Here is a 23636-nt window from a genome sequence, read left to right on the forward strand (position 1 = left end):
GCTAACTGGTTATTTTTCGCCGACGATCAGGGTGCGTGGGCCGGCTATTTTCATGATGCGCGCGTTGCTGAATCCCGCCAGACGGAATCTGTCCAGGTATTCCTGCGCGCTGCTCTCTATGCCGCCGTCGGTGGAGACCAGCATGTTCAGCGACAGCAGGGCGGTAAATTCCGGCCCTGATTTGTCTTCGTTCAGCGGTGTTTCGGAAGCGATGAAGCGGCCGCCGGCCGGCATCGCCCGATAGATGTTGCGCAGGATGGTCAGTTGGGTTTCCGGGGCGTAGTCGTGCAGCATCCATCCCAGGTGGATCAGGTCATAGCCGCCGATCGGCAGATCGCCGCTGATGACATCGCCCTCCACGACGTCAATGCGTTCGCCATAGCCTTGCAGCGTCAGCTTGTCGCGCAAGAACGCCGAGGCCTGCGGCAGTTCGCAGATCGCGAGTGCGATCCCCGGATAAGCGTCGGCGATCGCCATCGGCAGGCTGCCGATCCCGCTGCCGATGTCCAAAAACGCACGGTGTTGCGAGAAGTCGTAATCGCGAACAAAGCCTGCGATAAAGGGCGCGGCGAATTTACCGAGAAATTCCTGGAAGTCCGCCACGTCGTCCGGATTTTGGTACAGGATGTCGAACCAACTGCGGTCATCGCCGAAGACCGTGCGGCGCTGGTGGGCATCGTTTCGCACCGCCGTTTTCAGCTCGCCCCACAGCGGATACAGGAAGGTATCGATGTGGCGGCCCAGCCATCCCAGCCACTGGGGTTCGTCGCTCAACAGAAAAGCCCGGTGGGCGGCGGGCAAATGATAAAGGCCGTCTCGTTGGTCGAGATACCCCATGGCCCGCAGCGCGATGAGCAACTGCTCGGTGGAACGCGCCGGGCAGTCAAGCCGCGCGGCGATGTGCGCCGCGTCGGCGTCCCGATCGCGCAGCTGATCGAACAGCTTCAGCGCCAGCGCGGCGGTCAGCGCCTTGGCCTGGAAAAAGCCCATCATCTGATTGACGGCATCTTGCTTGGTTAAAGGCATTGCTGGCTCCCTAGTCTAAAAAGGTGGAGAGTTCCTCGCACACCGTGGCAAAGGCGCCGACGAAACGGTCGATCTCGGCTTTGCTGATGATGAGCGGGGGTTGAATACGGATCACCGTCGAGCTGTTGGCGGTAATGAAGGTCAGGATCTTGTGGTCCTGGCACAGCTTGGTGACGAATTTCATGCAGAACATTTCGCCGAGCGCCTGTTCCATGCGATCCATCGCCGCCCGCAGATGGGCTTGCACCGGATCGGGCAAGAATTTCCAGGTGGTGTGCCAATCGCCCGGCAGCCGGGTGGCGAATTCGCGGGCGGAGGCGTTGACCGCGCCGGTGAACGCCTGATCGAACTGGATCCCCAGCATCAGGCCGCGGCCGCGCACTTCGCTGACGAACGGATAGCGGGCGGCGATCTCGCTCAGTGCCTGCTTAAAGTAGGCGCCCATCCGTTCGGCATGGCCGACCAAATCCTGCGCCAGGATCTCGCGCAGCGCGCTGAGGGCGACGACCGAGGCGAGGTTGCCGCCGCCGTAGGTGGAGCTGTGCACCAGGAAGCGGTCCGCCGTGCCATAGGCTTTTTGCCAAAGATCGGTTCGGCACAGCGTGGCGCCGATGGGGATCAGGCCGCCGGACAGGGATTTCGACAGCATCAGCACGTCCGGCTCGATACCGTCCCATTCGCAGGCGAAAAGTTTGCCGGTGCGCCCAAGCCCGGTTTGCACTTCGTCCACCATCAGCAGCACGCCGGTCTCGCGGCAGAGCTGCTGCACCGCCTGCAGGTAACCGGCGGGCGGGATATGTACGCCGCCTTCGCCCTGGATCGGTTCGATCATCAGCGCGCCGACGTCTTCACGGTTCAGCGCTTCCCGCAGCGCGGCGAGATCGCCGAACGGCACTTCCACCATCGCGTCCAGCAGCGGTGTGAAATAGCGGCGGTGTTTGTCTCGTCCGGTGATGGACAACGCGCCCAGCGTTTTACCGTGGTAACTGTTGCGCAGATAGGCGATGCCCGGCTTGCCCGTCGAGGCCTTGGCGATCTTCATCGCGGCCTCGACGGCTTCGGTGCCGGAGTTGCTGAAGAACACCCGGCCCATGTTGCCCGGCGCCAGACGACAGAGCACTTCGGCCAGCTTGGCGGTCTGTTCGGGAATGGAAATGTATTGAATGAAGTTGGGGCCTTGAGCGTCGAGGTAGTTTTTCAGCGCGTTGACCACTGGCTGCGGGTTGTGGCCCAGGTTTAGGCACCCGTAGCCCGCCACCATGTCCAGGAAAGCCTCGCCCGCATCGTCATACAACTGGGTGCCGGCGGCGCTGCGGAAAACGTTGTCGCAGCGCTGCAACTTGAGGAAGTCCACCATCATGGGGTTGATGTATTGATGATAGCGGTCGAGGGTGTCTTCCCTGGCCGGCGTTTGGGCGATGACCGCATCGATAAACGCCAGGCGCGATGCGGGCAGCGCCGCATCAGCCGGTTCCCCGGCATAGATGTCATGGTGGTAGTAGCGCTTGAGATTGGTCACGCTCTGCCGATCGATGCGCTCGCCGTACGAGGCCAGCGGATAGGCGAAGAACCCGTGGCGCTCGGCGATTTCACCGATCTCCAGCACTTTTTCCGGCGCCAGATAGCGGCCCAGCGAAAAGTTTTCCCGCCGGTTTTCCAGCGCCAGCACAATGGTTTCCGCCATGCAGCCGTTCAATTGTTGCTTGATGGTGACGTTGAGCGATTCTCCACCCAACTTGACCGCATCGGTGGCGGTGACGCAGCCGCCGTCGATGATCAGAATGTCATCCCGCGCCGGGCGCGTTTCCGAAGCGATATCGCGCGGCAGCGCCACGTCGATGAAGATCGAACCGGGTTGCAGTCTGGCGGGGTCGATCACGCCGCCGGCGGAGGTCGCGGCGGCAAACAGTTTGCAGCGCGGGTAGAGATCTTCGGGATCGCTGGTCAGGGTGACGCGCGAGTGATACTCCTCGGGCAAATGGCTGAGCAGTTCGCTGCGATCATGGTTGCCGGCGCGGTGCAGCAAATGGAGAGAGAAACCGTGCGCCAGCAGCAGACGGCTTAGCGCCAGGCAGATCGACCCCGGATAGCCGACGATGGCGACGGGTTCCTCCTCCGGGCGAATTTCCAGCCAGGACTGGATCTGCATCAAGGCCTTGTAGCCGGCGTAGGTGGTCAGCGAGTTGCCGGAGGTGACCGGCACCGGTGACTTTTCCGCGGTGGCTTCGCCGCGTCGCCCAACGATAGAGGTAAAACCGCCGAGACCGACCAGTTCGGCGCCATCGCCGGCCAGCTCTTCGATGCCTTGGACCACCCTGGCGGCGATACCGCGTGCGTCGGCCAGCATCTCATCCGCCACCAGCGGCATGTATTTGATCACCCCTTCGCAAGTGGCGCCGGTCGCCGAGGTGATCCTGGCGAAGTTCATAAAGGGAACCAGGTTTTGTCGTTCCCACAGTTCACGCGTATAGCCGCTGTGCTGCTCGGTCGAGTTGCGTTGCAGCAGATCGAGCATTTTGACGTAACGTTTCAACCCCAGCGAGGTGGGATGAGCGATGAATCCGAATTTCATGAGGTGGCTTCCTGTGTAGGATCTTGGTCGAAGGCGGTGCTGGTCGATTCGGGCTGTTGGGCTGCCCAGGCTTTGCGCTCCTGCAGGGCGTCGTGGTCGCTCGGATCGCGCTGCCAGCCTTTGGCGGTGGCCAGCGAGATACCGTCGCCTTCATTGTTGTGCCCCAGCACCACGGAGAACAGATTGAGTCGGTGCGGGGTGGTCAGCGCCTGGCGAATGACGTCTTCGTCGAAATGCGTAAGCGTTTTGCTCTGGATATGGAAGTTATTGACCGTTTGTTCGACGTCCGGCTGTTCGACGTTCACCAACCGCATTTGCCGCGAGGTGCGATTGAACAGAATGCGTTCCTGATAGGTATTGATGACGGACAGACCGCCGTTGCATAAATAGAAGACGGTGATGCTTTTATTCAGCAACTGCGGATGGGTGAGAATGTTGTCGATAAAAGCCGGCAGGATGTCCGGTACGATCCCTTTAGCGCCGTCGCCGATAAACGCCATCACGTGGCTTGGGCTGGTGTAAGCCAGGTAGCCGGTGGCCAGCAGAGCGTCGCCCATCAGGGCGCGGCCATACCAGCCGGAAAAGCCGCGGCGCGTTTTGGCGACGTTGCGCGCGGCGGAGATGCCGCACCGGCCGACGTCATATACGCCGGTAAAATCGAAGCCCTCCGTTTCGATCAAATCTTCAATCACTCGGTTCAACTGGCAGAAGAAGTAGTTGGCCGACATGGGCAGACTGGGAAGCTGGCTGACCACGTCGGAAGGCGAATCGAGATAGGCGGCGATCAACGCGCGGCGTCTTTCCCGCAATGCCGGATCGACGTCGAGATGCGCTTTCACCGTGCGCAGGAACGCCAGACAGTTCATGTGCAGGTGCAGATCGGCATAGGGCGACAGATGGCGATCATCGTGCGTGAGCTGCACCAGATGAACCTTGCGCTCCAGCCTGCCGTCGGAGAAGGGGGTGGTGATCTGAGCGACGCGGCTTTTGATCATAAACAGGCTCTGCTCGCTCATGGCGTTGAGCTTGTCATTGGTGTGCAGGAAGTTGTAGACGCGCGGGCTATAGCCGTAAATCGCCAGGGTGCCCAGGTAGTGGGGATTGCGCCGGCCCTGATAATATTTCGGCGCCGAGCCGGGATGGGCCAACGAGTCCACCAGGGCGATGCCGGCGGCGTCGGCGATGTCATGGATCAGGGCGTATTCGTCGTCGCTGACCGGGCCCAACTGCCACACCAGCCGTTCCGGCCCGCGGTTGATCAGCGCTATCGCCTGTGCCAGGCTTTCGCTCATCGGCAGCGGATCGTCCGCCGACAGAACCGGGATCGGCGAGGGATCGCAGACGGCGCCCTCCAGCGACAGGGTCGACTCCAGCACGTTTTGCGTCGCCAGAATCACCACCGGCCCCTGGCCTTGATGATAAAGGCGGAAGGCTTCCGTCAAACCGGCGCCGATCATTTCGACGTCATCGATATAAACGAACGGGATGCGGCGGGCGATAAGCACTTCGCGCATGTCCTCCGTCGGCGTCAGCGTTCCCTGGAAGCTGTACCATTGATTGCCGCGGTTTTCCGCCGCGACGATGATGCCCTGGGCGGCGGTTTCCTTGAGGTTGGCCAGCGTACCCTTGAATTCATCCATCATCCCGGAGGTCACTACGCCGAGGAACGGCATGCGATACAGCTGCCAGTTGGCCATGGCGCCGCAGGCGATGGCGTGTTCGTTAGGGCCGCGCAGGATCAGCGCGCCGCGCGCCTCCGCATGCCGATCCAGATAGCCGATCAGATTGGAGATGATCGACCCGGTGTAATAGGACACCAGCCAGCGTTCGGCGGCGGTACGCTCGAAAAATTGAATCAGCTGCTCACCCAGCGTGTTGTGCAGCGCCAGCGCGCCGATCGGCTTGACCCGGCGGTTGGTGTAGTTCATCTCGAAGAAGTCCATCCACAGGCACAACAGCTCGGTTTGGAAGATCGCCGGATCTTCGCTGCGCACGATTTCGCGGTATTGCTGCGGCAGGTAGCGGAAGGGCGATCGCAGCTGGCGAATGAACGCAACGGTGGAGAAGGTGGTGTAAAACGCGGGAATGCCGCTGCGCTGCAAGGCGCTGTAAAAGGCGTCCAGATCGCGATCGATCTGTTCGATGCTGTCATCGACGCCGGCCGGCGTGGTCTGATCGTAGAACAGCATGCCCAAATGAAATTCGGGACGCTGTTCCAGCGCATGCGTATAGATGATCTTGCCGGTGGCCTCGGCCAGGCTGGCGCATTGGATGATGCGAACGTTGATAGCCTTGTTTTGGCCTTTGAGAAAGTGCAGCGCCTTTTCGCGCGCGGCCAGATAAAGCGAGTCCGCCGCCAGATCCAACAGTTTCAGCGGCATCTCGGACTGGATATGCACGCGGTTGAAAACATAATCGCGGATATCGTTCAGTACGCTAAGCCCGGTTTGGAAAAACGCCGGGTTGCGCGTCACCACCACCACGCCGACCGTCAGGGTGTCGGGATCCGCGTCGGTGCGGCAGGCTTGGCGCTCCGCTTGCCACACTTGCTCGTAGGCGGCGGAGTTGGTGAGTCTTGCTTGTCCTGTCAGGGTCGTCATGATGAGTTCCTTGTGCAGCCAAAATGGAGTGACGGCTTCAGCCAGGCGGGCAAATTCGGCACGACAAAGCCCGCGACGGTCTCTGCAGGCGGCGGTTGCCGCGCGCATCACCTTCGTTGAATTGTGCTGTGTTCAGGCGGATGGTTTACCTTCGCCGGATGTGGTGCTGACTAGCCATCGGCACGTTCTCCGCGTTGAATAATGACCGTCCCGCTGTCGCCGTCGAGAATCAAGGTGTCGCCGCTGTTGATCAACTGGGTGGCGTTCTTGAGATTGACCGCCGCGGGGATGCCGAATTCGCGTGCGACGATGCAGCTGTGGGACAGCGCAGAGCCGATATCGGTGACGATGCCCGCCGCCAGCGCGAAGAGCGGGGTCCAGCTGGCGTCGGTAAAGCGCGCCACCAGGATTTCGTTGGGCTGCAGCTCGCCGGCCTGCGCCAGCAGGTCGGTGATGACGCGCGCTTTCGCCACCACTTTGCCGGGGCTGGCCGCCAGGCCGGACAGCATGCCGGCGGCGTTTTCCGCCGTGGGGGCTTTCATCCTGGGCTGATACCCCCCGACGATCGCCATCGGCGGCTCTTCCGCATGCAGGTTCAGCAGATGCTGGTGGCGATTGCGCTCGATCAGATCGGCGGCGAACGCTTCCTGCGCCGACTGTTCCCCCGCCATAAACGCGCGGAAGCGCTCGAAGTCCACATAGGGCAGATCGGCCGGTTTGACCAGGCCTTGCGCCTCCAGGCGCCGCAGCACTTCCAGCATGATGCGGCGGTAGAACCAGGTTTCGGTGACGAAGGTTGGCCGGGTCGCTTCGCGGCGTTCGGCCATCACGCCATACAGTTTGGTGATGAACTTCAGCTTCATCCGGCCAAACCAGGGCATCGCTTTAAGCAGCGTCGCGCTGTCTTCATGGCGCAGCCGCTCTGTTTCCCGCAGTTTCGTGTGCAGATCCACCGGATGTTGCAGATACATTTTCATCACTTGCAGCAGGTAGCTGGGATCGTCGTTCCAGCGCGGAAGACTCAATTCGAACTCCTGGCGGCCACGGGCGCCGAACTCGAACAGGAAGGCGCTGAAGTCGCTTTGCCAGAAGGCGCGCGATTCGGGAGCGGTGGGCAGGACGGTGACCAGTTCCTGTGCGCTGTGTCGCTCGAACAGGGCCTTCAACGCCGGTTGACGATTGACCGTTTCCACCAGGCTGAGAATGCCCAGCGTGACTTCGATGGTGCGCAGGTTGTTCATCGACGCCTTGATGCGATTTTGCAATCCGTTGCCGCGGCCTTTGAGATAACGTTCGCAGGTCAGCGCCAGCGCATCGTAGAGCGCGAACGACTGAAGGAAGAAGGGCATATAGGCGGCGCAGCTGTCGAGGAAGTAACCGTCGATGCGGCTGAGTTCTCGCTCCAGTTCCTGATGTGTCATGGTCGTCAGATCCAGCGCCAGAAAGCGGCGCGTCTCGCGCTGGCGCAGGGCGATCATGGCATCGACGGTCGCGCCGGCGCTGCGCAGGTTATGCCTCTGCTGTTTCAGCCAATGCCAGGCGCTCTTGAGATAAGCCCATCCCTGTACGCCGGGGCCATAGGGGTTTTTGTACCCGCTGAAATCGATATCGGCGGTGGCGTAGCGGGTCGTGAACTTCATTTCGTCGCGGGTGGGCGGGCATTGGCGGAGCATGTAGGCCGATCCGGAGATATTCAGATAGACGTAGCCTTGCAAATACCCCATATAAATCTGCCAATCGCCGATATCCGCCAGCCCCATGGTTTTGATCGCCGGGCCATGAATATGCTTTTGGTAGAACTGGCAAAACGACAGCCCCAGCGGCGTCATCAAGCCGGTGACGATCTCGCCGGTGTCCATTCGGGAGAAAAAGGCCCGTTCCTTGATCGTCGGATCGCTTTCCCACGGGTTGGCGTAAAGCATCTGAACCGGTTTGGCCTGCGTGGTGATCGGCCGCGCCTGCAGGAGCCACACGCGATCGTCTTTCACCGCCCATTCGATATCCAGTTCCGTGCCGTAAATCATCCGCGTTTGCCGGGCCAGCCTGGCAAGCTGTTGCAGCTGTTCCGGGGTTAAGCTGGGGGCGTCTCGCCTGGCTTCGGGCGTTTGCAGCAGCGTGACCCGTCCCTGCGGATCGCGTTGGCAATAGTGCGGTTTGTGACGAATTTGCCGCTCGCGGATCTCGCCGCTCGCCTTATCCAAAATGAAGCTGTCGGTGGTGACTTGTCCGGATACCACGCCTTCCCCCAGCCCCCAGCAGCTGTCGATGACGATGTGGTTGGCATCGCCTGTCAGCGGATCTTGGGTAAACATGACGCCGGCGGCGTCTGCATCCACCATGATTTGCAAGACGACGGCGATATCGCTCTGCGCCGCCGATGTCCGGCTATACTGGGCGGCGCGTTCCGCCCAGAGCGACGCCCAGCAGGATTGCACCTTGCGCACCACCTCGTCATCCCCGCGCACGTGCAGGTAAGTGTCGTATTGCCCGGCGAAAGAGTGGGTCAGGCCGTCTTCTTCCAGCGCCGAAGAGCGCACGGCGAGCGAGGCGCCGTCGCCCAACTGTTTGCAGGCGTGACGGATCGCCAGATCGAGCGGGGCGGGGATAGCGGCGCTCAAAATCATATCGCGCACGTTGCCCGGTGCGCCCGTGTCGAGCAGCGCTCCCGGCACGGCGAATTCGATAAACTGTCGGTAAGCCTGCGCGGTGATGCAAAACGCCGGCGGCACCGGCAAGCCCGCCTGAATCAAATGATTCAACGAATGGGCTTTGCCGCCCAGGCGATGGGGTTCCAGCGTTTTATCGCCGGAAAGTTCAACCACCAGGGTAGGATTCATGACATCACCTCCGCAGGCGTAACGGGCATTGCGAGGCGTTCTCTCACCGCTTTGGCGGCGTTCAGTCCGGCTAACACCGCGCTTTCGATATTACCGATGCCCACGCTGTCCTGATTGGCGAAGTGAATATTCTCAAACGGCCTGCTGGCCTGGTGAAACACGCCCTGGGCCTGTTGCCCGGCGACCGAGGTCACCAGACCCGCGGGCCAGAACCAGATTTGAATGTCTTCAATGATGTCGGCGTCAATGCCCATGTTGCCCAGCACTTTGGCGATTTCGACATAGGTCTGTTGCTGCAGCGCCAGGAACTCGTTTTGCGCGGTGCGACCTTGCCGCTCTGGACGAGTGGTTGGTTTGAGCAGGGTTAATACCCCGGCTTCCGCGCTGAGGTGATTGTCCATCCAATTGGCGACCAGGCAGGTGCCGGCTTTGCTCCAATAGTAAGGTGTGCGGGTGTTTTCCGGCTCGATCAGATAGCCGCCGAACGAGCGTTCGAGGATCGGTTTTTTCAACAGCACGTTCGCCAGGTAGTAATCTTCATGGCGGATCTGGCGGATCGCCGCCAATTGCTCTTTGGGCAGGGTGGGCAACCAGGTGGGCACATGCGTTTTGGGGGCGGCCCAGATCACTTGTTTGGCTCTGATTTCGCTGGCCGCGCCATTGACGCTGAACCGGATCACCGTTTCGTCGCCGCCGGGCGTGATGCTTTGAAGCTGTACGCGGCTTTGCAGCCTGACGTTGTTTTGCTCCTCAAGATAGTCGAGCAGCCCGGCGCTGATGCTGCCGTTACCGCCCGGCAGCGTGACCAGATTGCCGCGTAAATACCCCACCAGGAAGTGCAATCCGACATAGGCGGAGACTTCGCGAATATCGAGACATTCCACGCGCAGCGTGGTGCTGACGGCATTCTCTACCAGCCTGCCGAATTTTCTCGGTGGCCGCAGATCCGTCGGTATCTGATCCAGTTTGTGCGGTTCGAACAGATAAGTGTACAGCGGGATAGTGTCGAGCAGCGCCATATTCGTTTTGCTCCAGGCGCTCTGCGGCGTCCAGGGCAGGCTGGGATACCGCTCGCCGCGCGGCGAGAAGGTATCCAGGAAGGCGTACAGATCGGCAAAGATCGGATCGCCCAGCTGTTTTGCCGCGATAACATAAGGTTTACCGATCAAGGCATGCAGGAATAGTTGTCCCGTCAGGCGCCAGACGGCCGGTTTAAGCAGGTAGACCGGTTGTTTGATAAAACCGACGACGACTTCACCCAGGCAGCGGAGCAGCAAGACGGTGTCGAAAAATACCAGCGTGTCCTTTTCATTGGATTTATATACGCCGCTCAGACCGATTTTCTTCAGCAGTTGCGCCATGAAAGAATTCGGCAGCGGTTCCTGGAAGCAGACGCCGGCGATAGGAAATTTCAGGCGGTTCACCGTACTGTAGCGGGCGTTGCCGCCGAAGGAGGCGCTTTTTTCCAGCACCAAAACCCGGCGATCGGTCAGTTCGCTGGCCGCGGCCAAACCGGAGACGCCGCCGCCGATGATCACCACGTCATACTCGCCGTCCAGCGCGGGGGTTACCGGGCCGCCTGCCGCCGGCGTGGGCGTGGAAAAGTCGCGCGTGGGGAACGTGCGCGGCTTGGGTTTGCGGTGGTGCTGCTGACGCAGCATGTACAGCGCCGCCAGCGCGAAAATCGCATCGAGCAACATGACCTGCGGCTGGGCGCGGTGCAGGATCGTGACAAATCCCGCCATCATCAGCAGCTGGCAGTAGATGATCAATGGCGTCCAACGCGGGTTGAACATCAAGACCGCACCGGAGGCAAACAGCGCCACGCCGATCAGCGCGTTAACCACTGTACCCTGCGCCGCCAACCAAGCCGTCGCCCCGGCGTACCAGGTGCCCTGGTTCGCCACGGCCGCCTGCTGCAGAATATCGGCGACGTTTTCCAACTGAGGGAAGGCTTTCGCCAGGCCGGCCAACATATAGAGCACAGCAAAAACGCGTTGAACGATCATCATGCGCCTCCCCGCAGACCCAGCTTGCGGGCGACAATTTCTTTTTGTATCTCGTTGGTGCCGGAGAAGATCCGGCTGGGGATCACGTTCAGTAAGTGGCGCACCAGACCGAGTTCTTGATCCATGCCGGCTCCGCCGAAGATTTGAATCGCGTCCAGCGCGGACTGCACGGCATATTCGGAAATCAACAGTTTGCTCATGGCGATGTCGATCTCGGCATCCTGGCCCCGATCGTGTTTCCAACAGGCGCGGTAGAGCATTAGCCGACACTGTTCCAGACGCAGTTTCATCTCGATGATGCGGTTGGAGACGGACTGAAATTGGCCGATCGCTTTGCCGAATTGTCGGCGTTGTTTGGCATAGTCCAGCGCGCTGTCGAACACGCGCTCCATTGCGCCGATAAACAGAGCCGACAGGCAGCCCTTTTCCCAGATCATTGAATCGTGGAAGATGGCGCCGCCGGCGCCCGGCATACCGAGCCGTTGGGCCTCTGGAATGAAGACGTCGTTGAAGGTCAGTTCGCTCCACGGGCAGTTGGAGAGGCAATCTTTCGGGCTGACGGCGCCTACGTTTAAGCCTGGCATCCCTTTTTCGAGCACAAATGCGGACACGCCCATAAAGCCATGTTCGGGATGGGTTTTCGCATAGACGATGAAGATGTCGGCAATCGGCGCGTTGGTGATGAAAATTTTGTTTCCGTTGAGCCGGTAGCCGCCTTCACAGGGTTGAGCGGTTGATTTCATGGCATAAATATCGGAACCGGCGTCCGGCTCCGTCGCCGCATTCGCCGCGATCAGTTTTCCGGCCGCCAACGCTTCGAGATAGCGCGCTTTTAATGCCTCGGAACCGAAGCGGGAAAGCGGGATCACGCAGGCGCACAGATGGGCGCAGAGCGAGAAGGACATGCCGATGTCGCGGCTGCCTTTACCCAGCGCCTCAATCATCAGTGCAGTATCGAGCGCATTCATGCCCAATCCGCCGAACGCGGTCGTCACGGGGGCTCGGGTAAAACCATAGGCGGCGGCTTGTCGCCACAAATCCAGGCTTAATACCTGCCGTGAAAGCCGAGCATGCGCATCCTGATCCAGCACCTCGCGGGCAAAACGCTGAGCGGATTCGCTTAGAGCCTGCTGCTCACTTGATAAGTTAAAATCCATGACGAACTCCGCCATTGGGTTGAGAGATTAAATTAGCTAATATTTCTAGTTTGGAGGTGGCCAAAACTCAAACAGGTAAAGTAATGGCAAATGTAAATAAATGTTTATTTGTGTGGTCTATTATTACAATTATGTTAATTTGTGTTTTTATTTTGTTGTTTTAATTGTGTTTTATTTTGTGTTATTTATACACAAAAATTTACATATAATAAAAATCTTAATTTGATCAAATTTTAATAGGTTAGATTGTCTATTGTTTTTTGGTGAATACTTTGCAGGTGAAGTATCTATCTTTTGACTGTGGCTATCGGTTTCTCATCGATATCGACGGTAGGGCGTTGAGGCTTGGTGAGTGGCGGAAAGCGGCTTAAGATAGGAGATGAGCAGGAGCATTCCGGAGGAAAAAATGAATATTAGCGACGTCGCGAAAAAGACCGGGTTAACCAGCAAGACGATTCGTTTTTACGAGGAGAAAGCGCTGATTACCGCCCCGATCCGCAGCGATAACGGTTATCGCCATTATTCCGCCAGGCACGTTGAAGAGCTGACGCTGCTGCGCCAGGCGCGGCAGGTGGGCTTCAACCTGGACGAGTGCCGTGAGCTGGTGGCGTTATTCAACGATCCGGCCCGCCACAGCGCCGACGTGAAGGCGCGCACGCTGCAGAAGGTGGCGGAGATCGAAAGGCACATCAGCGAACTGGGAGAAATGCGCCAACGCCTGTTGACGCTGGCGGAACAATGTCCGGGCGACGAGGGGGCGGAGTGCCCCATCATCAATAATCTGGCGGGATGCTGTCGTTCGAATTAACGGCTGATGGCGCGGATCACCAGCGTGACCCCTTCCACCGCCACCACTTCCACTTCAGTGCCGGCAGGCAGATCTTCCGCCGCCTGCGCGCGCCAGCTGCTGTCGCCGATATTGATGCGGCCCATGCCGTTGTGCATAGGTTCCGTCAGCGTGGCGCGGGTGCCGATCAGCTGGCGGTTGCGCTGGTTGAGCACCGGCGACCCGCCGGATGCGGCCGCCGGGCGCCGGCGCAGCCAGTACCACCACAGGTAAGCGACGACGACGGTCAGGACGGCGAAGATCGCGCCTTGCCACGCCCAGGAAAGTTGCGGAAGCAGCCAGATCAGGACGCCGACCAACAGCGCCGCCACGCCGCTCCACAGCAGGTAGCCGCCGGCGCCGAGCATTTCCGCCGCCAGCAACACGCCCCCGAGGGAGAGCCAAAACCACAGCGGATTCGCCGCGATCAGTTCGAGCATGATTATTTGCCTTTGCTTTCTTTCAGCAGTTCGGTAATGCCGCCGATCGAGCCGAGCAGGCTGCTGGCGTCCAGCGGCATCATCACCACTTTGCTGTTGTTGGAGGAACCGATCTTCTGCAGCGCGTCGGTGTATTTCTGCGCCACGAAGTAGTTCACCGCCTGAATGTTGCCGCTGGCGATGGCGTCGGACACCAACTGGGTGGCGCGCGCCTCGGCCTCGGCGGCGCGTTCACGCGCTTCCGCCTGCAGGAACGCCGACTGGCGTTCGCCCTCAGCCTTCAGGATCTGCGATTGTTTCTCACCCTCGGCGCGCAGAATGGCCGCCTGGCGCACCCCTTCCGCCTCCAGGATGTCGGCGCGCTTGGTGCGCTCAGCCTTCATCTGGGCGTTCATCGAGGCGATCAGCTCCGCCGGCGGCCGCACGTCGCGGATCTCGATACGGGTGATCTTCACCCCCCAAGGGTTGGTCGCTTCATCGACGATGTGCAACAAGCGGCTGTTGATGCTGTCGCGCTGCGACAGCATTTCGTCCAGCTCCATCGAGCCGAGCACGGTGCGGAAGTTGGTCATGGTCAGGTTGACGATCGCCTGTTCGAGGTTGCTGACCTCGTAGGCGGCGCGCGCCGGGTCGACCACCTGGATAAAGCACACCGCGTCGATGGCGACGTTGGCGTTATCGCGGGAAATCACTTCCTGCGAGGGGATATCCAGCACCTGCTCCATCATGTTGATTTTGCGGCCGATGCGGTCCATGAACGGCACCACCAGGTTCAGGCCCGGCATCAGCGTCTTGGTATAGCGGCCGAAGCGTTCTACCGTCCATTGGAACCCCTGCGGCACAATTTTGACGCCGGCGAACACCACAATCAGCGCGACGACGATCACGATGGGAATAAAAGTAAGCATGCAAACCTCCTGTCAGACATATGTAAACAGATATTACGTCAGCGCCGGAAAAATGCCTACCGATACCGCGACTTAATCCAGGACATTGGCGACTCCGTCATAAGCGGAACCGCTGTTCCGAACAGGGAGAAAAACGTTATTGAAATAAGTCTGGCACAGTTGGCGGATAAGTATGCCTAAATGGCATGATTTCAATAATTTTTATTCATTTCATGATGTTGCTCGCCTTGGCTAGAGTAAAAACACCCCCGTGTTTACCGTCAAAAATTTGTCATTTTTATTTGCGACTATGCTTTTTGAAATGACATTTCGGCCAAGGATTGTTATGGATTCGCTCAGTGTTGATGAACTCGCCCAGAAGAAAGACCGCTGGTATCGCATTGTAGAGGAGATGCTGGCCGAAGCCGGCGTCGCCATCAACGGCCCGCGCGCCTGGGATATTCGGGTGCACAACCCGGCCCTGTTCAAACGCATTTTGCAGGAAGGCTCGCTCGGCTTCGGCGAGAGCTATATGGACGGCTGGTGGGAATGCGAACGGCTGGACATGCTGTTTACCCGCATTCTGCAGGCCGGCGTCGATGAGCGCCTGCCGAAAAGCCTGAGCGACATCGCGCGCATCGCCTATGCCCGGCTGTTCAACCGCCAATCGCGCAAGCGCGCCTGGCAGGTGGGCAAAGAGCATTACGACATCGGCAACGACCTGTTCCGGGCGATGCTCGATCCTTACATGCAATACTCCTGCGGCTACTGGAAAGAGGCGCAGACGCTGGATCAGGCGCAGCAGGCCAAGCTGCGGATGATCTGCGAGAAGCTGCAGCTGAAACCGGGCATGACGCTGCTGGATATCGGCTGCGGCTGGGGCGGGCTGGCGCAGTTTGCGGCGCAAAACTACGGCGTCGCGGTGCACGGCGTGACCATTTCGGCCGAGCAGCAGAAGCTGGCGCAGGCACGCTGCGCCGGGCTGGACGTCGAGATCTTGCTGCAGGATTACCGCGATCTGGATCGTCAGTTCGATCGCATCGTGTCGGTCGGCATGTTCGAGCACGTCGGGCCGAAAAACTACGAGACCTATTTCAGCGTCGCGGCACGCAACCTGAAGCCGGACGGCCTGTTTTTGCTGCACACCATCGGTTCCAATCAAACCGACCTTAACGTCGATGCCTGGATAGACAAATACATCTTCCCCAACGGCTGCCTGCCTTCGGTGCGGCATATCGCCGAGGCCAGCGAAGGGCGTTTCGTGATGGAGGATTGGCACAACTTCGGCGCCGATTACGATCGCACGCTGATGGCCTGGCTGGAGAATTTCAAACGGGCGTGGCCGGAATTGGCGGACGGTTATTCCGAGCGCTTCGAACGCATGTTCACTTATTACCTGAACGCCTGCGCCGGCGCGTTCCGTTCGCGCAACATTCAGCTGTGGCAGGTGTTGTTCAGCCCGGCGGGCGTGGAGGGCGGGGTGCGGGTCTATCGCTGATATCCCCGCCATATTTCAAGCTGACTGCACGTTCGAGCCCTGGTCGCTTAGTTATCTAAGCTCCCAGGGCTTCTCACCTTTGCCGCCTGGATGCAGCTTCAAGCATGACGAGTATCAGTACAGCAGTGAGTACAGCTGGCGGCGATATTTAGCGGCCAGCGCGTCGCCGGTGCCGAGTGCGGCCAGAATGTCCATCAGCGTCTTGCGCCCGTTGCCGTTGGCGGCGGCCAGATCCTTCTTCAGATGCCCCATCAGCAGTTCCAGCGCTTCTTCGTTACGCCCGACCTGATGCAGCTGCAGCGCCAGCTGCACCGCCAGCTCGACGTTGTCCGGCTGCTGCTGCACCTGCTGTTGCAGCTGTTGGATTTCCGGCGTGTCCGCCGCCTGTTTCAACAGTTCAATCTGCGCCACCAGGCCTTGATAGCGCGTATCACGATCCTGCAACGGGATGGTCGCCAGCACCGCTTCGGCATCTTCGCTGCGGCTGAGGGCGATCTGCGTTTCGGCCAGCGTCAGGCCGATGTCGCTGCGCTGCTGGCTGCTCTGCCAGGCGTCTTTCAGCAGCGGCAGCGCTTCGGCGGCGTTGCCGGCGGCCAGCAATTCTTGCGCCTGCGCCAGTTTCAGATCTTCTTCCTTCGGCAGGAAACGCTGCAGCAAGTCGCGGATCGCTTCTTCCGGCTGCGGGCCCTGGAAGCCGTCGACCGGTTGGCCGTCTTTAAACAGGTAGACCGTCGGAATGGAACGCAGCCCGAATTGGGAGGCGATCATCTGTTCGGCGTCGCAGTCCACCTTGGCCAGAATGAACTGACCGGCGTATTCCGCCGCCAGCTTGTCCAGCACCGGCGTGAGCTGCAGGCAGTGTTGGCTGCGCTCGGACCAGAAGTAGAACAGCACCGGAATGGACATCGACTGTTCCAGCGTCTGGTGCAGGTTAGTTTCGTTAATATCAACAACAGCTTGAGCTAGCATCTTTTTTCTCTCTGATCGTGCGGAGCCATGGGGTGTAAATGGGGGCGCGCCGCCATTCTTCAACCCCGTCGGGCGAATTAAGCGTTGCTGCGCAGCAGCCAATCCAGACAGCGGCCCGGCAAAATGCGGCGCAGCACGCTCATCGCGTGCGCCAGCAGGGTGACCGGATAGCGCAGTTTGGCGCGCGGGCTTTCCAGCGCGTGGCGCAGTTTGGGCAGGATGGCCTCCGGCGGCAGCGTCAGGCGCTTGGCGATGCCGGGATTGTGCACCGGCTTGTCGCTCTGCGCCTGGTTGACGTTCTGGCTAAAGTGGGTGGCGATCGGCCCCGGTTCGATCAGGCTGACCTGAATGCCGCTGCCGTGCAGCTCCATGCGCAGCGCGTCCGACCAGGCTTCCAGCGCGAACTTGCTGGCGGCGTAGGCGCCGCGCCCGGCGCTGGAGACCAGCCCCATCACCGAGCTGGTCTGAATGATGCGCCCTTCGCCGTGCGGCAACATCGCCGGCAACAGCAGCTGGGTCAGTTGGTGGGTGCCGAACAGGTTGGTGGCGAACTGCCGCTCCAGCTGGCTGCGCGAAATGCGGCTAAGCGGGCCGTAAACGCCGAATCCCCCGTTATTGAACAGGCCGTACAGGCGGCCGTCGGTCAGCGCGATCACCTCGGCGGCGGCGCGCTCGACGCTGGCGCTGTCGTCCAGATCCAGCTCAATGCCTTCCAGCCCCAGCTGGCGCATGTTTTCCACGTCCTGCGGCTTACGGCAGGCGGCCAGCACCCGGTAGCCGCGGTTGCGCAGATCCTGCGCCGCAATCAATCCAATCCCGCTGGAACAGCCGGTTATCAATACCGCTTTTTGCATAACTTTACCTAGTGTACGACCCTAATTTAGTGAGACTCATGCTTTACTAGCGGTTCCAGGCGCTCCGCCATCCAGGTGGCGATAAACGGCTGAGCGTCCCCATTGGGGTGCAATCCGTCATCCTGCATCCATTCCGGCTTCACCACCACCTGTTCCATATAGAACGGCAGCAGCGGAATGTTGAACTGCTTGGCCAGCGCCGGGTAGACGGCGCTGAACGCCTCGGTGTAGCGGCGGCCGTAGTTCGGCGGGATGCGGATCTGCATCAGCAGCGGCTGCGCGCCGGCCTGCTGCACCCGCGTGATGATTTGGCCGAGATCGCGCTGTACGTCCTGCGCCGGGAAGCCGCGCAGGCCGTCGTTGGCGCCCAGCTCGATCAGCACCCAGCGCGGCTGATGCTGTTTCAGCAGCGCGGGCAGACGCGCCAGCCCCTGCGCGGCGGTGTCGCCGCTGATGCTGGCGTTGACCAGCTGCGGCGCGCCCGGTTTTTTCTGCCACTGTTCGGCCAACAGCGTCGGCCAGGCCCGCTCGATCGGCAGGCGGTAGCCGGCGCTTAAACTGTCGCCCAAAATCAATAAGGTATCGGCGGCGGCAGCGCGTAAACTGAATAATCCCAACAGCAAAAGGAAGGGAAGATGCCAGCGGAAAACGTTCTTGAAGTTCATCATCTTAGTAAACACGTTGGTCAGGGTGAGCATCAGCTCACCATCCTTACCGGAGTCGAGCTGCTTGTCAAACCCGCGCAGACGATCGCCCTGATCGGCGAATCCGGATCGGGGAAATCGACCTTGCTGGGCATTTTGGCCGGGCTGGACGACGGCAGCGAGGGCGAGGTGCGTTTGCTCGGCGAGTCGCTGACCGCGTTGGACGAAGAAGGCCGCGCCGCGCTGCGCGCCAGGAACGTCGGTTTCGTGTTTCAGTCGTTCATGTTGGTGCCGACGCTGAACGCGCTGGAGAACGTGCAACTGCCGGCGCTGCTGCGCGGCGAGAGCGACAGGCAGAGTCGCGAGCAGGCGGTGCAGTTACTGGAACAGCTGGGACTGGGCAAACGTCTCGATCACCTGCCGGCGCAGCTGTCCGGCGGCGAGCAGCAGCGCGTGGCGCTGGCGCGCGCCTTCAGCGGCCGGCCGCGGGTGCTGTTCGCCGATGAACCGACCGGCAACCTCGATCGTCAGACCGGCGATCGCATCGCCGACCTGCTGTTCTCTCTCAACCGCGATTTTGACACCACCCTGATCCTGGTGACCCATGACGAAACCCTGGCGGCGCGCTGCCAGCGGCGGTTGCGGCTGCGTGAAGGCAAGCTGTGGGAGGAAGCATGATCTGGCGCTGGTTCTGGCGCGAATGGCGCTCGCCGTCGCTGCTGATCGTGTGGCTGGCGCTGACGCTCTCTGTCGCCTGCGTGCTGGCGCTGGGCAGCATCAGCGATCGCATGGACAAAGGGCTCAGCCAGCAGAGCCGCGATTTTATCGCCGGCGATCGGGTGCTGCGCAGCGCGCATTCGGTGCCGGAAGGCTGGCTATTGGACGCGCAGCAGCAGGGGCTGAAGGTGAGCCGCCAGCTGTCGTTCACCACCATGACCTATGCCGGCGAGCGGCCGCAGCTGGCGGACGTGAAAGCCACCGATCTGACCTATCCGCTGTACGGCAAGCTGGAAACGCGCCCGGCCAACATCAAGCCCGAACCGGGCAGCGTGCTGGTGGCGCCGCGTTTGCTGGCGCTGCTGAACGTGAAAGTGGGGGATTCGCTGGAGGTGGGCGACACTACGCTGCGTATCGCCGGTGAAATCATTCAGGAGCCGGACGCCGGCTTCAATCCATTCCAGACCGCGCCGCGCATCATGATCAACCTGGCGGACGTCGAGAAGACCGGTGCGGTGCAGCCGGGCAGCCGCCTGACCTACCGCTACATGTTCGCCGGCGCCGAGCCGGATATTCAGCGTTATGAGGAGCGGCTGGCGCCGCAGTTGACGCCGGATCAGCGCTGGTTCGGGCTGCAGGAATCCGGCAGCGCGCTCGGCAAGTCGCTGCAGCGATCCCAACAGTTCCTGCTGCTGTCGGCTCTGCTGACGCTGCTGTTGTCGATCGCCGCCGTGGCGGTGGCGATGAGCCACTATTGCCGCAGCCGTTACGATCTGATCGCGGTGCTGAAAACCCTCGGCGCCGGGCGTGGCGCGCTGCGTAAATTGATCGTCGGCCAGTGGCTGGCGGTGATGGCGCTGGCGGCGGCGTGCGGCGGGGCGATCGGGCTGGCGTTTGAAGCGTTGCTGATCCGCCTGCTGAAGCCGGTATTACCGGCTGCGTTGCCTGCCGCCGGCGCCTGGCCGTGGCTGTGGGCGCTCGGCGCGCTGGTGCTGATCTCGCTGCTGGTCGGGCTGCGGCCGTATCGCCAGCTGCTGGCCACCCAGCCGCTGCGGGTGCTGCGCCGCGACGTGACGGCCAACGTCTGGCCGCTGCGCTACTTCCTGCCGGTGACGGCGGCGATCGTGGTGGCGCTGTTGGTGGCGCTGATGGGGGCCAGCACGCTGCTGTGGGCGATCCTGGCTGGCATGGCGGTGCTGGCGCTGCTGCTGGGCGGCATCGGCTGGGGCAGCTTGCTGTTGCTGCGCCGCATCACGCTCAAGAGCCTGGCGCTGCGGCTGGCGGTCAACCGCCTGCTGCACCAGCCCTGGGTGACCATCAGCCAACTGGCGGCGTTTTCGCTGTCGTTCATGCTGCTGGCGCTGCTGTTGGTGCTGCGCGGCGATCTGCTCGAACGCTGGCAGCAACAGCTGCCGCCGGACAGCCCGAACTATTTCTTGCTCAACATGACCGAGGCACAGGTGCCGCAGGTGAAAGCCTTCCTGCAGCAGCACCAGATCAAGCCGGAAACCTATTATCCGATCGTCCGGGTGCGCCTGACCGAGATAAACCAGCAGCTGGCGACCGAGCGGGTGCATGAAGACGATCCGGGCGGCGAGGCGGTGAACCGCGAGCTGAACCTGACCTGGTTGGCCGATCTGCCGGATCACAATCCGCTGGTGGCGGGCAATTGGCCGCCGAAAACCGGCGAAGTCTCGATGGACGAAGGCATCGCCGGGCGGCTGAAGATCACGCTGGGCGATACGCTGACCTTCAGCGGCGATACCCAGGCGTTCAGCGCCAAAGTCACCAGCCTGCGCCAGGTGGATTGGGAAAGTCTGAAGCCGAACTTTTACTTTATCTTCCCGCCGGGCGCGCTGGACGACCAGCCGCAGACCTGGCTCACCAGCTTTCGCTACGACGGCGACGGCCAGATGCTGACTCAGCTCAATCGCCAGTTCCCGACGCTCAGCCTGCTGGACATCGGCGCGATCCTGAAACAGGTCGGCGGCGTGCTGCAACAGGTCAGCCGCGCGCTGGAGGTGATGGTGGTGCTGGTGGTGCTGTGCGGCGGCCTGCTGCTGCTGGCGCAGGTGCAGGTCGGCATGCGTCAGCGGCGGCAGGAGCTGGTGGTCTATCGCACGCTGGGCGCCGGCAAACGGCTGCTGCGCCGCACGCTGTGGTGCGAGTTTGCTTTGCTGGGGCTGGTGGCGGGCATCGCGGCGGCGGTGGGCGCCGAGGCGGCGCTGTGGCTACTGCAGAGCCGGGTGTTTGACTTCCCGTGGACGCCGACGCCGGTGCTGTGGTGGGCGCTGCCGCTGGCCAGCGCGCTGCTGCTGTCGCTGTGCGGCGGCTGGCTGGGCGTGCGCCTGCTGCGCGGCAAGGCGCTGTTCCGCAGTTATGAGGGTTGATGCGGCTATTTATAACGCCGGATGTGATAAGCACCCGGCTTGGCAGAAAAGAGAGGCGTCGTCTTTAAACTGTATTATTTTCGTGTTTTATAATGTGTGATCTGCGGGTTACCACCAGGAACGAAGGGAATGAAAATCTACTGGTCACTTAAAAGTATCCCGGAATTAAAAAATTTGCCTTTGCGCGAACGTCTCGGACGTTGGCAGCGTGGCCTTGCTTCAGCGGGATTCTTTAACGGAACGGGCATATTGCTGGTTGCATTGTTGCCGTGGTTTTCGATTCTTATCGCTAACGATCTGACCCTTAATTACCCTTTCTTGCGCAATCATATCGTCACAGCGCTTGGATATGGCATCAGCGGTTTTTTGGGTGTGAATCTGATGATAAGAAGTATGCTAAGGAAAAATAAGAATATTTTTTCTGATTAAGCGCAGCGGTTTAAAATTGTCGTCATAAAAAAGGGGTTAGCCTTGGGCTAACCCCTTTTACTTTCGGCGGCGTGAGCCTTAGGCCAGCTTCTGCTGCGCCCAGGCCAGCCCGCTTTGGTATTCGCCCGGCAGCAGCGGCGCCAGCGCCTGCAGCGCCTGGCGCAGATCGGCGGCGCTCGGGTCGTTCAGATTGAGGTGGCCGACCTTGCGGCCCGGGCGCACCTCTTTCTCATACCAGTGCAGATGCACCAGCGGCAGCGACAGCCACTGTTCGTTGACGGCGGTGCCGATCAGGTTGACCATCACCGACGGCGTGCTCACCACCGGCTGCGGCAGCGGCAGGCCGAGGATGGCGCGCAGGTGCAGCTCGAACTGGCTGATGGAGGCGCCGTTTTGCGTCCAGTGGCCGCTGTTGTGCACGCGCGGCGCCAGTTCGTTGATCAGCAGCCGATCGCCGACGATAAAGCACTCCATCGCCATCACGCCGACATAGTTCAGCTCGTTCAGGATCGCCGCCAGCATCTGCTCGGCCTGTTGCTGCAGCGCTGGATTGGGCTGCGGCAGCGCCACGCTGGCGCGCAGGATGCCGTCTTCATGCAGGTTATGGGTCAGCGGGTAGAATACCGAACGGCCGTCGTGGCCGCGCGCGCCCACCAGCGACACTTCGCCGGAGAAATTGATGCCTTGCTCGACGATGCACTCGCCATAGGCGTCGGCCGGCAGTTCGGCTTCCTGGCCCGGACGCAAGCGCCACTGGCCGCGGCCGTCATAGCCGCCGACCCGGCGTTTGACGATCGCCAGTTCGCCCAGCGCAGCGAATACCTGCGGCCATTCGGCGGCGCTCGCCAGCAGCTGCCACGGCGCGGTCGCCAGGCCGAGCTGGTCGAGCAGCTGTTTTTGCGTCAGGCGATCCGCCAGACGCGGGAAGATGTCGCGGTTGACGAAGGCGCTGTGGGTCGCCAGCTCGCGCGTCAGCGCGGTTTCCGGCCAGCGTTCTATCTCGGCGGTAATGACGCTGTTCTGATACGGCACCGCTTCAGGTTCGGCATCGATGCCGACAGGGTAGACGGCGATGCCCAGCGGTTCGCCGGCCTGGCGCAGCATGCGCCCCAGTTGGCCGTTGCCCAGTACGCAAACCGGCTTCATGCGTCCTCCCGCGGGTCGGGGTGGTTCAAGACGTCTTCGGTCTGCGCCTGACGCCAGTCCGCCAAACGCTGCGCCAGCGCGGCGTCGTGCAGCGCCAGGATCTGCATCGCCAGCAACCCGGCGTTGGCGGCGCCGGCTTTGCCGATCGCCAGCGTGCCCACCGGAATGCCGCGCGGCATCTGCACGATGGAGTAGAGGCTGTCCACGCCGCTCAGCGCGGCGCTTTGCACCGGCACGCCCAACACCGGCACCAGGGTTTTCGCCGCCAGCATGCCCGGCAGATGCGCCGCACCGCCGGCGCCGGCGATGATCACGTCAAAGCCGTTGGCGGCAGCCTGCTCGGCGAAGCTGAACAGCTTGTCCGGCGTGCGGTGAGCGGAAACGACTTCGACATGGAAGGGGACGTCGAGCTGGGTCAGGACTTCGGCAGCGAACTGCATGGTGGCCCAGTCACTTTTCGATCCCATTACAATTGCGATTTTCGCCCCGGTATTGGCGGCTGAAGCGGCGTTGGCTCCCATGGGTGTAAGGCTCCTGTGATTTGTCTGGCGTCGGCTGAGGGCCGAATGAGGGCGTAGAGCATACCATGAGCGCACGGCGAGGAAAACGGTTGCGTCGCCGGTTTTCACCGTCGA

General features: G+C 61.2%; 18 protein-coding genes. 5 read left to right on the forward strand and 13 right to left on the reverse strand.

Annotated features, from left to right (window positions below):
• Positions 1-9: 9 nt before the first annotated feature.
• From ACJ8PL_RS01225 to ACJ8PL_RS01250, 6 genes are all read right to left on the reverse strand, one after another.
• The gene (locus tag ACJ8PL_RS01225) at positions 10-1026 is read right to left on the reverse strand and encodes a methyltransferase (RefSeq protein WP_004940222.1); all 1017 of its coding nucleotides are present in this window, start codon (positions 1024-1026) and stop codon (positions 10-12) included.
• A 10-nt stretch (positions 1027-1036) separates the two neighbouring features.
• Complete coding sequence (locus ACJ8PL_RS01230; RefSeq protein ID WP_016928816.1) at positions 1037-3598, reverse strand: aminotransferase class III-fold pyridoxal phosphate-dependent enzyme; 2562 nt, start codon at positions 3596-3598, stop codon at positions 1037-1039.
• A complete protein-coding gene (locus ACJ8PL_RS01235) occupies positions 3595-6198 on the reverse strand; it encodes a biosynthesis protein PigD (RefSeq protein WP_079450882.1) in 2604 nt (867 codons plus the stop codon). Before ACJ8PL_RS01235 ends, ACJ8PL_RS01230 begins: the two co-directional genes overlap by 4 nt.
• Before the next feature lie 170 nt (positions 6199-6368).
• Positions 6369-9035, reverse strand: a complete 2667-nt coding sequence (locus ACJ8PL_RS01240) for a PEP/pyruvate-binding domain-containing protein (protein WP_016928814.1) — start codon at positions 9033-9035, stop codon at positions 6369-6371.
• On the reverse strand, positions 9032-11047 hold the full coding sequence (locus ACJ8PL_RS01245) for a DUF6041 domain-containing protein (RefSeq protein WP_239441676.1): 2016 nt from the start codon (positions 11045-11047) through the stop codon (positions 9032-9034). The genes ACJ8PL_RS01240 and ACJ8PL_RS01245 overlap by 4 nt, the downstream gene beginning before the upstream one ends.
• Positions 11044-12216: an acyl-CoA dehydrogenase family protein gene (locus ACJ8PL_RS01250; RefSeq protein WP_228988481.1), complete on the reverse strand. Its 1173-nt coding sequence runs from the start codon at positions 12214-12216 to the stop codon at positions 11044-11046. Before ACJ8PL_RS01250 ends, ACJ8PL_RS01245 begins: the two co-directional genes overlap by 4 nt.
• Positions 12217-12607: 391 nt before the next feature.
• Here ACJ8PL_RS01250 and cueR point away from each other — a divergent pair, with 391 nt between their 5' ends.
• Positions 12608-13009 carry a Cu(I)-responsive transcriptional regulator gene (gene cueR, locus ACJ8PL_RS01255; RefSeq protein WP_015376888.1) on the forward strand — a complete coding sequence of 134 codons (402 nt, stop codon included), beginning with the start codon at positions 12608-12610 and terminating at the stop codon, positions 13007-13009.
• Here cueR and ACJ8PL_RS01260 read toward each other — a convergent pair.
• Together ACJ8PL_RS01260 and ACJ8PL_RS01265 are read right to left on the reverse strand one after the other, a co-directional pair.
• Positions 13006-13467: an NfeD family protein gene (locus ACJ8PL_RS01260; protein ID WP_016928811.1), complete on the reverse strand. Its 462-nt coding sequence runs from the start codon at positions 13465-13467 to the stop codon at positions 13006-13008. The genes cueR and ACJ8PL_RS01260 overlap by 4 nt on opposite strands.
• A gap of 2 nt (positions 13468-13469) precedes the next feature.
• A complete protein-coding gene (locus ACJ8PL_RS01265) occupies positions 13470-14375 on the reverse strand; it encodes an SPFH domain-containing protein (RefSeq protein ID WP_004940203.1) in 906 nt (301 codons plus the stop codon).
• A gap of 325 nt (positions 14376-14700) precedes the next feature.
• On the opposite strand from ACJ8PL_RS01265, the gene cfa reads away from it, so the two are divergent.
• Positions 14701-15852 (forward strand): cyclopropane fatty acyl phospholipid synthase, encoded by a 1152-nt coding sequence (gene cfa, locus ACJ8PL_RS01270; protein WP_442530756.1) that lies wholly within the window; start codon positions 14701-14703, stop codon positions 15850-15852.
• Between the two features lie 114 nt (positions 15853-15966).
• Here cfa and ACJ8PL_RS01275 read toward each other — a convergent pair whose 3' ends face one another.
• The 3 genes from ACJ8PL_RS01275 to tesA all read right to left on the reverse strand — a co-directional run bounded on the left by ACJ8PL_RS01275 (position 15967) and on the right by tesA (position 18340).
• Positions 15967-16821 (reverse strand): co-chaperone YbbN, encoded by an 855-nt coding sequence (locus ACJ8PL_RS01275; RefSeq protein WP_442530757.1) that lies wholly within the window; start codon positions 16819-16821, stop codon positions 15967-15969.
• A gap of 77 nt (positions 16822-16898) precedes the next feature.
• Entirely contained in the window at positions 16899-17675 is a 777-nt protein-coding gene (locus tag ACJ8PL_RS01280) for an SDR family oxidoreductase (protein ID WP_016928808.1), read from the reverse strand.
• A 26-nt stretch (positions 17676-17701) separates the two neighbouring features.
• The gene (tesA, locus tag ACJ8PL_RS01285) at positions 17702-18340 is read right to left on the reverse strand and encodes a multifunctional acyl-CoA thioesterase I/protease I/lysophospholipase L1 (RefSeq protein ID WP_161545168.1); all 639 of its coding nucleotides are present in this window, start codon (positions 18338-18340) and stop codon (positions 17702-17704) included.
• On the opposite strand from tesA, the gene ybbA reads away from it, so the two are divergent.
• The 3 genes from ybbA to ACJ8PL_RS01300 all read left to right on the forward strand — a co-directional run bounded on the left by ybbA (position 18311) and on the right by ACJ8PL_RS01300 (position 21855).
• Positions 18311-18997 carry a putative ABC transporter ATP-binding protein YbbA gene (gene ybbA, locus ACJ8PL_RS01290; protein WP_004940192.1) on the forward strand — a complete coding sequence of 229 codons (687 nt, stop codon included), beginning with the start codon at positions 18311-18313 and terminating at the stop codon, positions 18995-18997. The genes tesA and ybbA overlap by 30 nt on opposite strands.
• Positions 18994-21426, forward strand: a complete 2433-nt coding sequence (gene ybbP / locus ACJ8PL_RS01295; RefSeq protein WP_097102628.1) for a putative ABC transporter permease subunit YbbP — start codon at positions 18994-18996, stop codon at positions 21424-21426. The genes ybbA and ybbP overlap by 4 nt, the downstream gene beginning before the upstream one ends.
• 129 nt (positions 21427-21555) lie before the next feature.
• Positions 21556-21855, forward strand: a complete 300-nt coding sequence (locus tag ACJ8PL_RS01300) for a hypothetical protein (protein WP_016928804.1) — start codon at positions 21556-21558, stop codon at positions 21853-21855.
• A 78-nt stretch (positions 21856-21933) separates the two neighbouring features.
• Here ACJ8PL_RS01300 and purK read toward each other — a convergent pair whose 3' ends face one another.
• Positions 21934-23001, reverse strand: coding sequence for a 5-(carboxyamino)imidazole ribonucleotide synthase (purK, locus tag ACJ8PL_RS01305; RefSeq protein WP_016928803.1), 1068 nt, complete (start codon positions 22999-23001; stop codon positions 21934-21936).
• Positions 22998-23522, reverse strand: a complete 525-nt coding sequence (gene purE, locus ACJ8PL_RS01310) for a 5-(carboxyamino)imidazole ribonucleotide mutase (RefSeq protein ID WP_016928802.1) — start codon at positions 23520-23522, stop codon at positions 22998-23000. Before purE ends, purK begins: the two co-directional genes overlap by 4 nt.
• Between the last annotated feature and the right edge of the window lie 114 nt (positions 23523-23636).

It is taken from the genome of Serratia sp. CY83965 (genome assembly GCF_052166375.1).
GTDB classification, from domain to species: domain Bacteria; phylum Pseudomonadota; class Gammaproteobacteria; order Enterobacterales; family Enterobacteriaceae; genus Serratia; species Serratia marcescens.

Excerpts from the sequence above, each read along its gene's own strand:
- ACJ8PL_RS01260 (WP_016928811.1), bottom strand. The coding sequence starts at position 13,467 with ATGCTCGAACTGATCGCGGCGAATCCGCTGTGGTTTTGGCTCTCCCTC.
- ACJ8PL_RS01300 (WP_016928804.1), top strand. The coding sequence starts at position 21,556 with ATGAAAATCTACTGGTCACTTAAAAGTATCCCGGAATTAAAAAATTTG.
- tesA (WP_161545168.1), bottom strand. The coding sequence starts at position 18,340 with ATGAACTTCAAGAACGTTTTCCGCTGGCATCTTCCCTTCCTTTTGCTG.
- ybbA (WP_004940192.1), top strand. The coding sequence starts at position 18,311 with ATGCCAGCGGAAAACGTTCTTGAAGTTCATCATCTTAGTAAACACGTT.
- ACJ8PL_RS01250 (WP_228988481.1), bottom strand. The coding sequence starts at position 12,216 with ATGGCGGAGTTCGTCATGGATTTTAACTTATCAAGTGAGCAGCAGGCT.
- purE (WP_016928802.1), bottom strand. The coding sequence starts at position 23,522 with ATGGGAGCCAACGCCGCTTCAGCCGCCAATACCGGGGCGAAAATCGCA.
- ACJ8PL_RS01225 (WP_004940222.1), bottom strand. The coding sequence starts at position 1,026 with ATGCCTTTAACCAAGCAAGATGCCGTCAATCAGATGATGGGCTTTTTC.
- ACJ8PL_RS01230 (WP_016928816.1), bottom strand. The coding sequence starts at position 3,598 with ATGAAATTCGGATTCATCGCTCATCCCACCTCGCTGGGGTTGAAACGT.
- ACJ8PL_RS01240 (WP_016928814.1), bottom strand. The coding sequence starts at position 9,035 with ATGAATCCTACCCTGGTGGTTGAACTTTCCGGCGATAAAACGCTGGAA.
- ACJ8PL_RS01280 (WP_016928808.1), bottom strand. The coding sequence starts at position 17,675 with ATGCAAAAAGCGGTATTGATAACCGGCTGTTCCAGCGGGATTGGATTG.
- cfa (WP_442530756.1), top strand. The coding sequence starts at position 14,701 with ATGGATTCGCTCAGTGTTGATGAACTCGCCCAGAAGAAAGACCGCTGG.
- ybbP (WP_097102628.1), top strand. The coding sequence starts at position 18,994 with ATGATCTGGCGCTGGTTCTGGCGCGAATGGCGCTCGCCGTCGCTGCTG.
- ACJ8PL_RS01275 (WP_442530757.1), bottom strand. The coding sequence starts at position 16,821 with ATGCTAGCTCAAGCTGTTGTTGATATTAACGAAACTAACCTGCACCAG.
- purK (WP_016928803.1), bottom strand. The coding sequence starts at position 23,001 with ATGAAGCCGGTTTGCGTACTGGGCAACGGCCAACTGGGGCGCATGCTG.
- cueR (WP_015376888.1), top strand. The coding sequence starts at position 12,608 with ATGAATATTAGCGACGTCGCGAAAAAGACCGGGTTAACCAGCAAGACG.
- ACJ8PL_RS01235 (WP_079450882.1), bottom strand. The coding sequence starts at position 6,198 with ATGACGACCCTGACAGGACAAGCAAGACTCACCAACTCCGCCGCCTAC.
- ACJ8PL_RS01245 (WP_239441676.1), bottom strand. The coding sequence starts at position 11,047 with ATGATGATCGTTCAACGCGTTTTTGCTGTGCTCTATATGTTGGCCGGC.
- ACJ8PL_RS01265 (WP_004940203.1), bottom strand. The coding sequence starts at position 14,375 with ATGCTTACTTTTATTCCCATCGTGATCGTCGTCGCGCTGATTGTGGTG.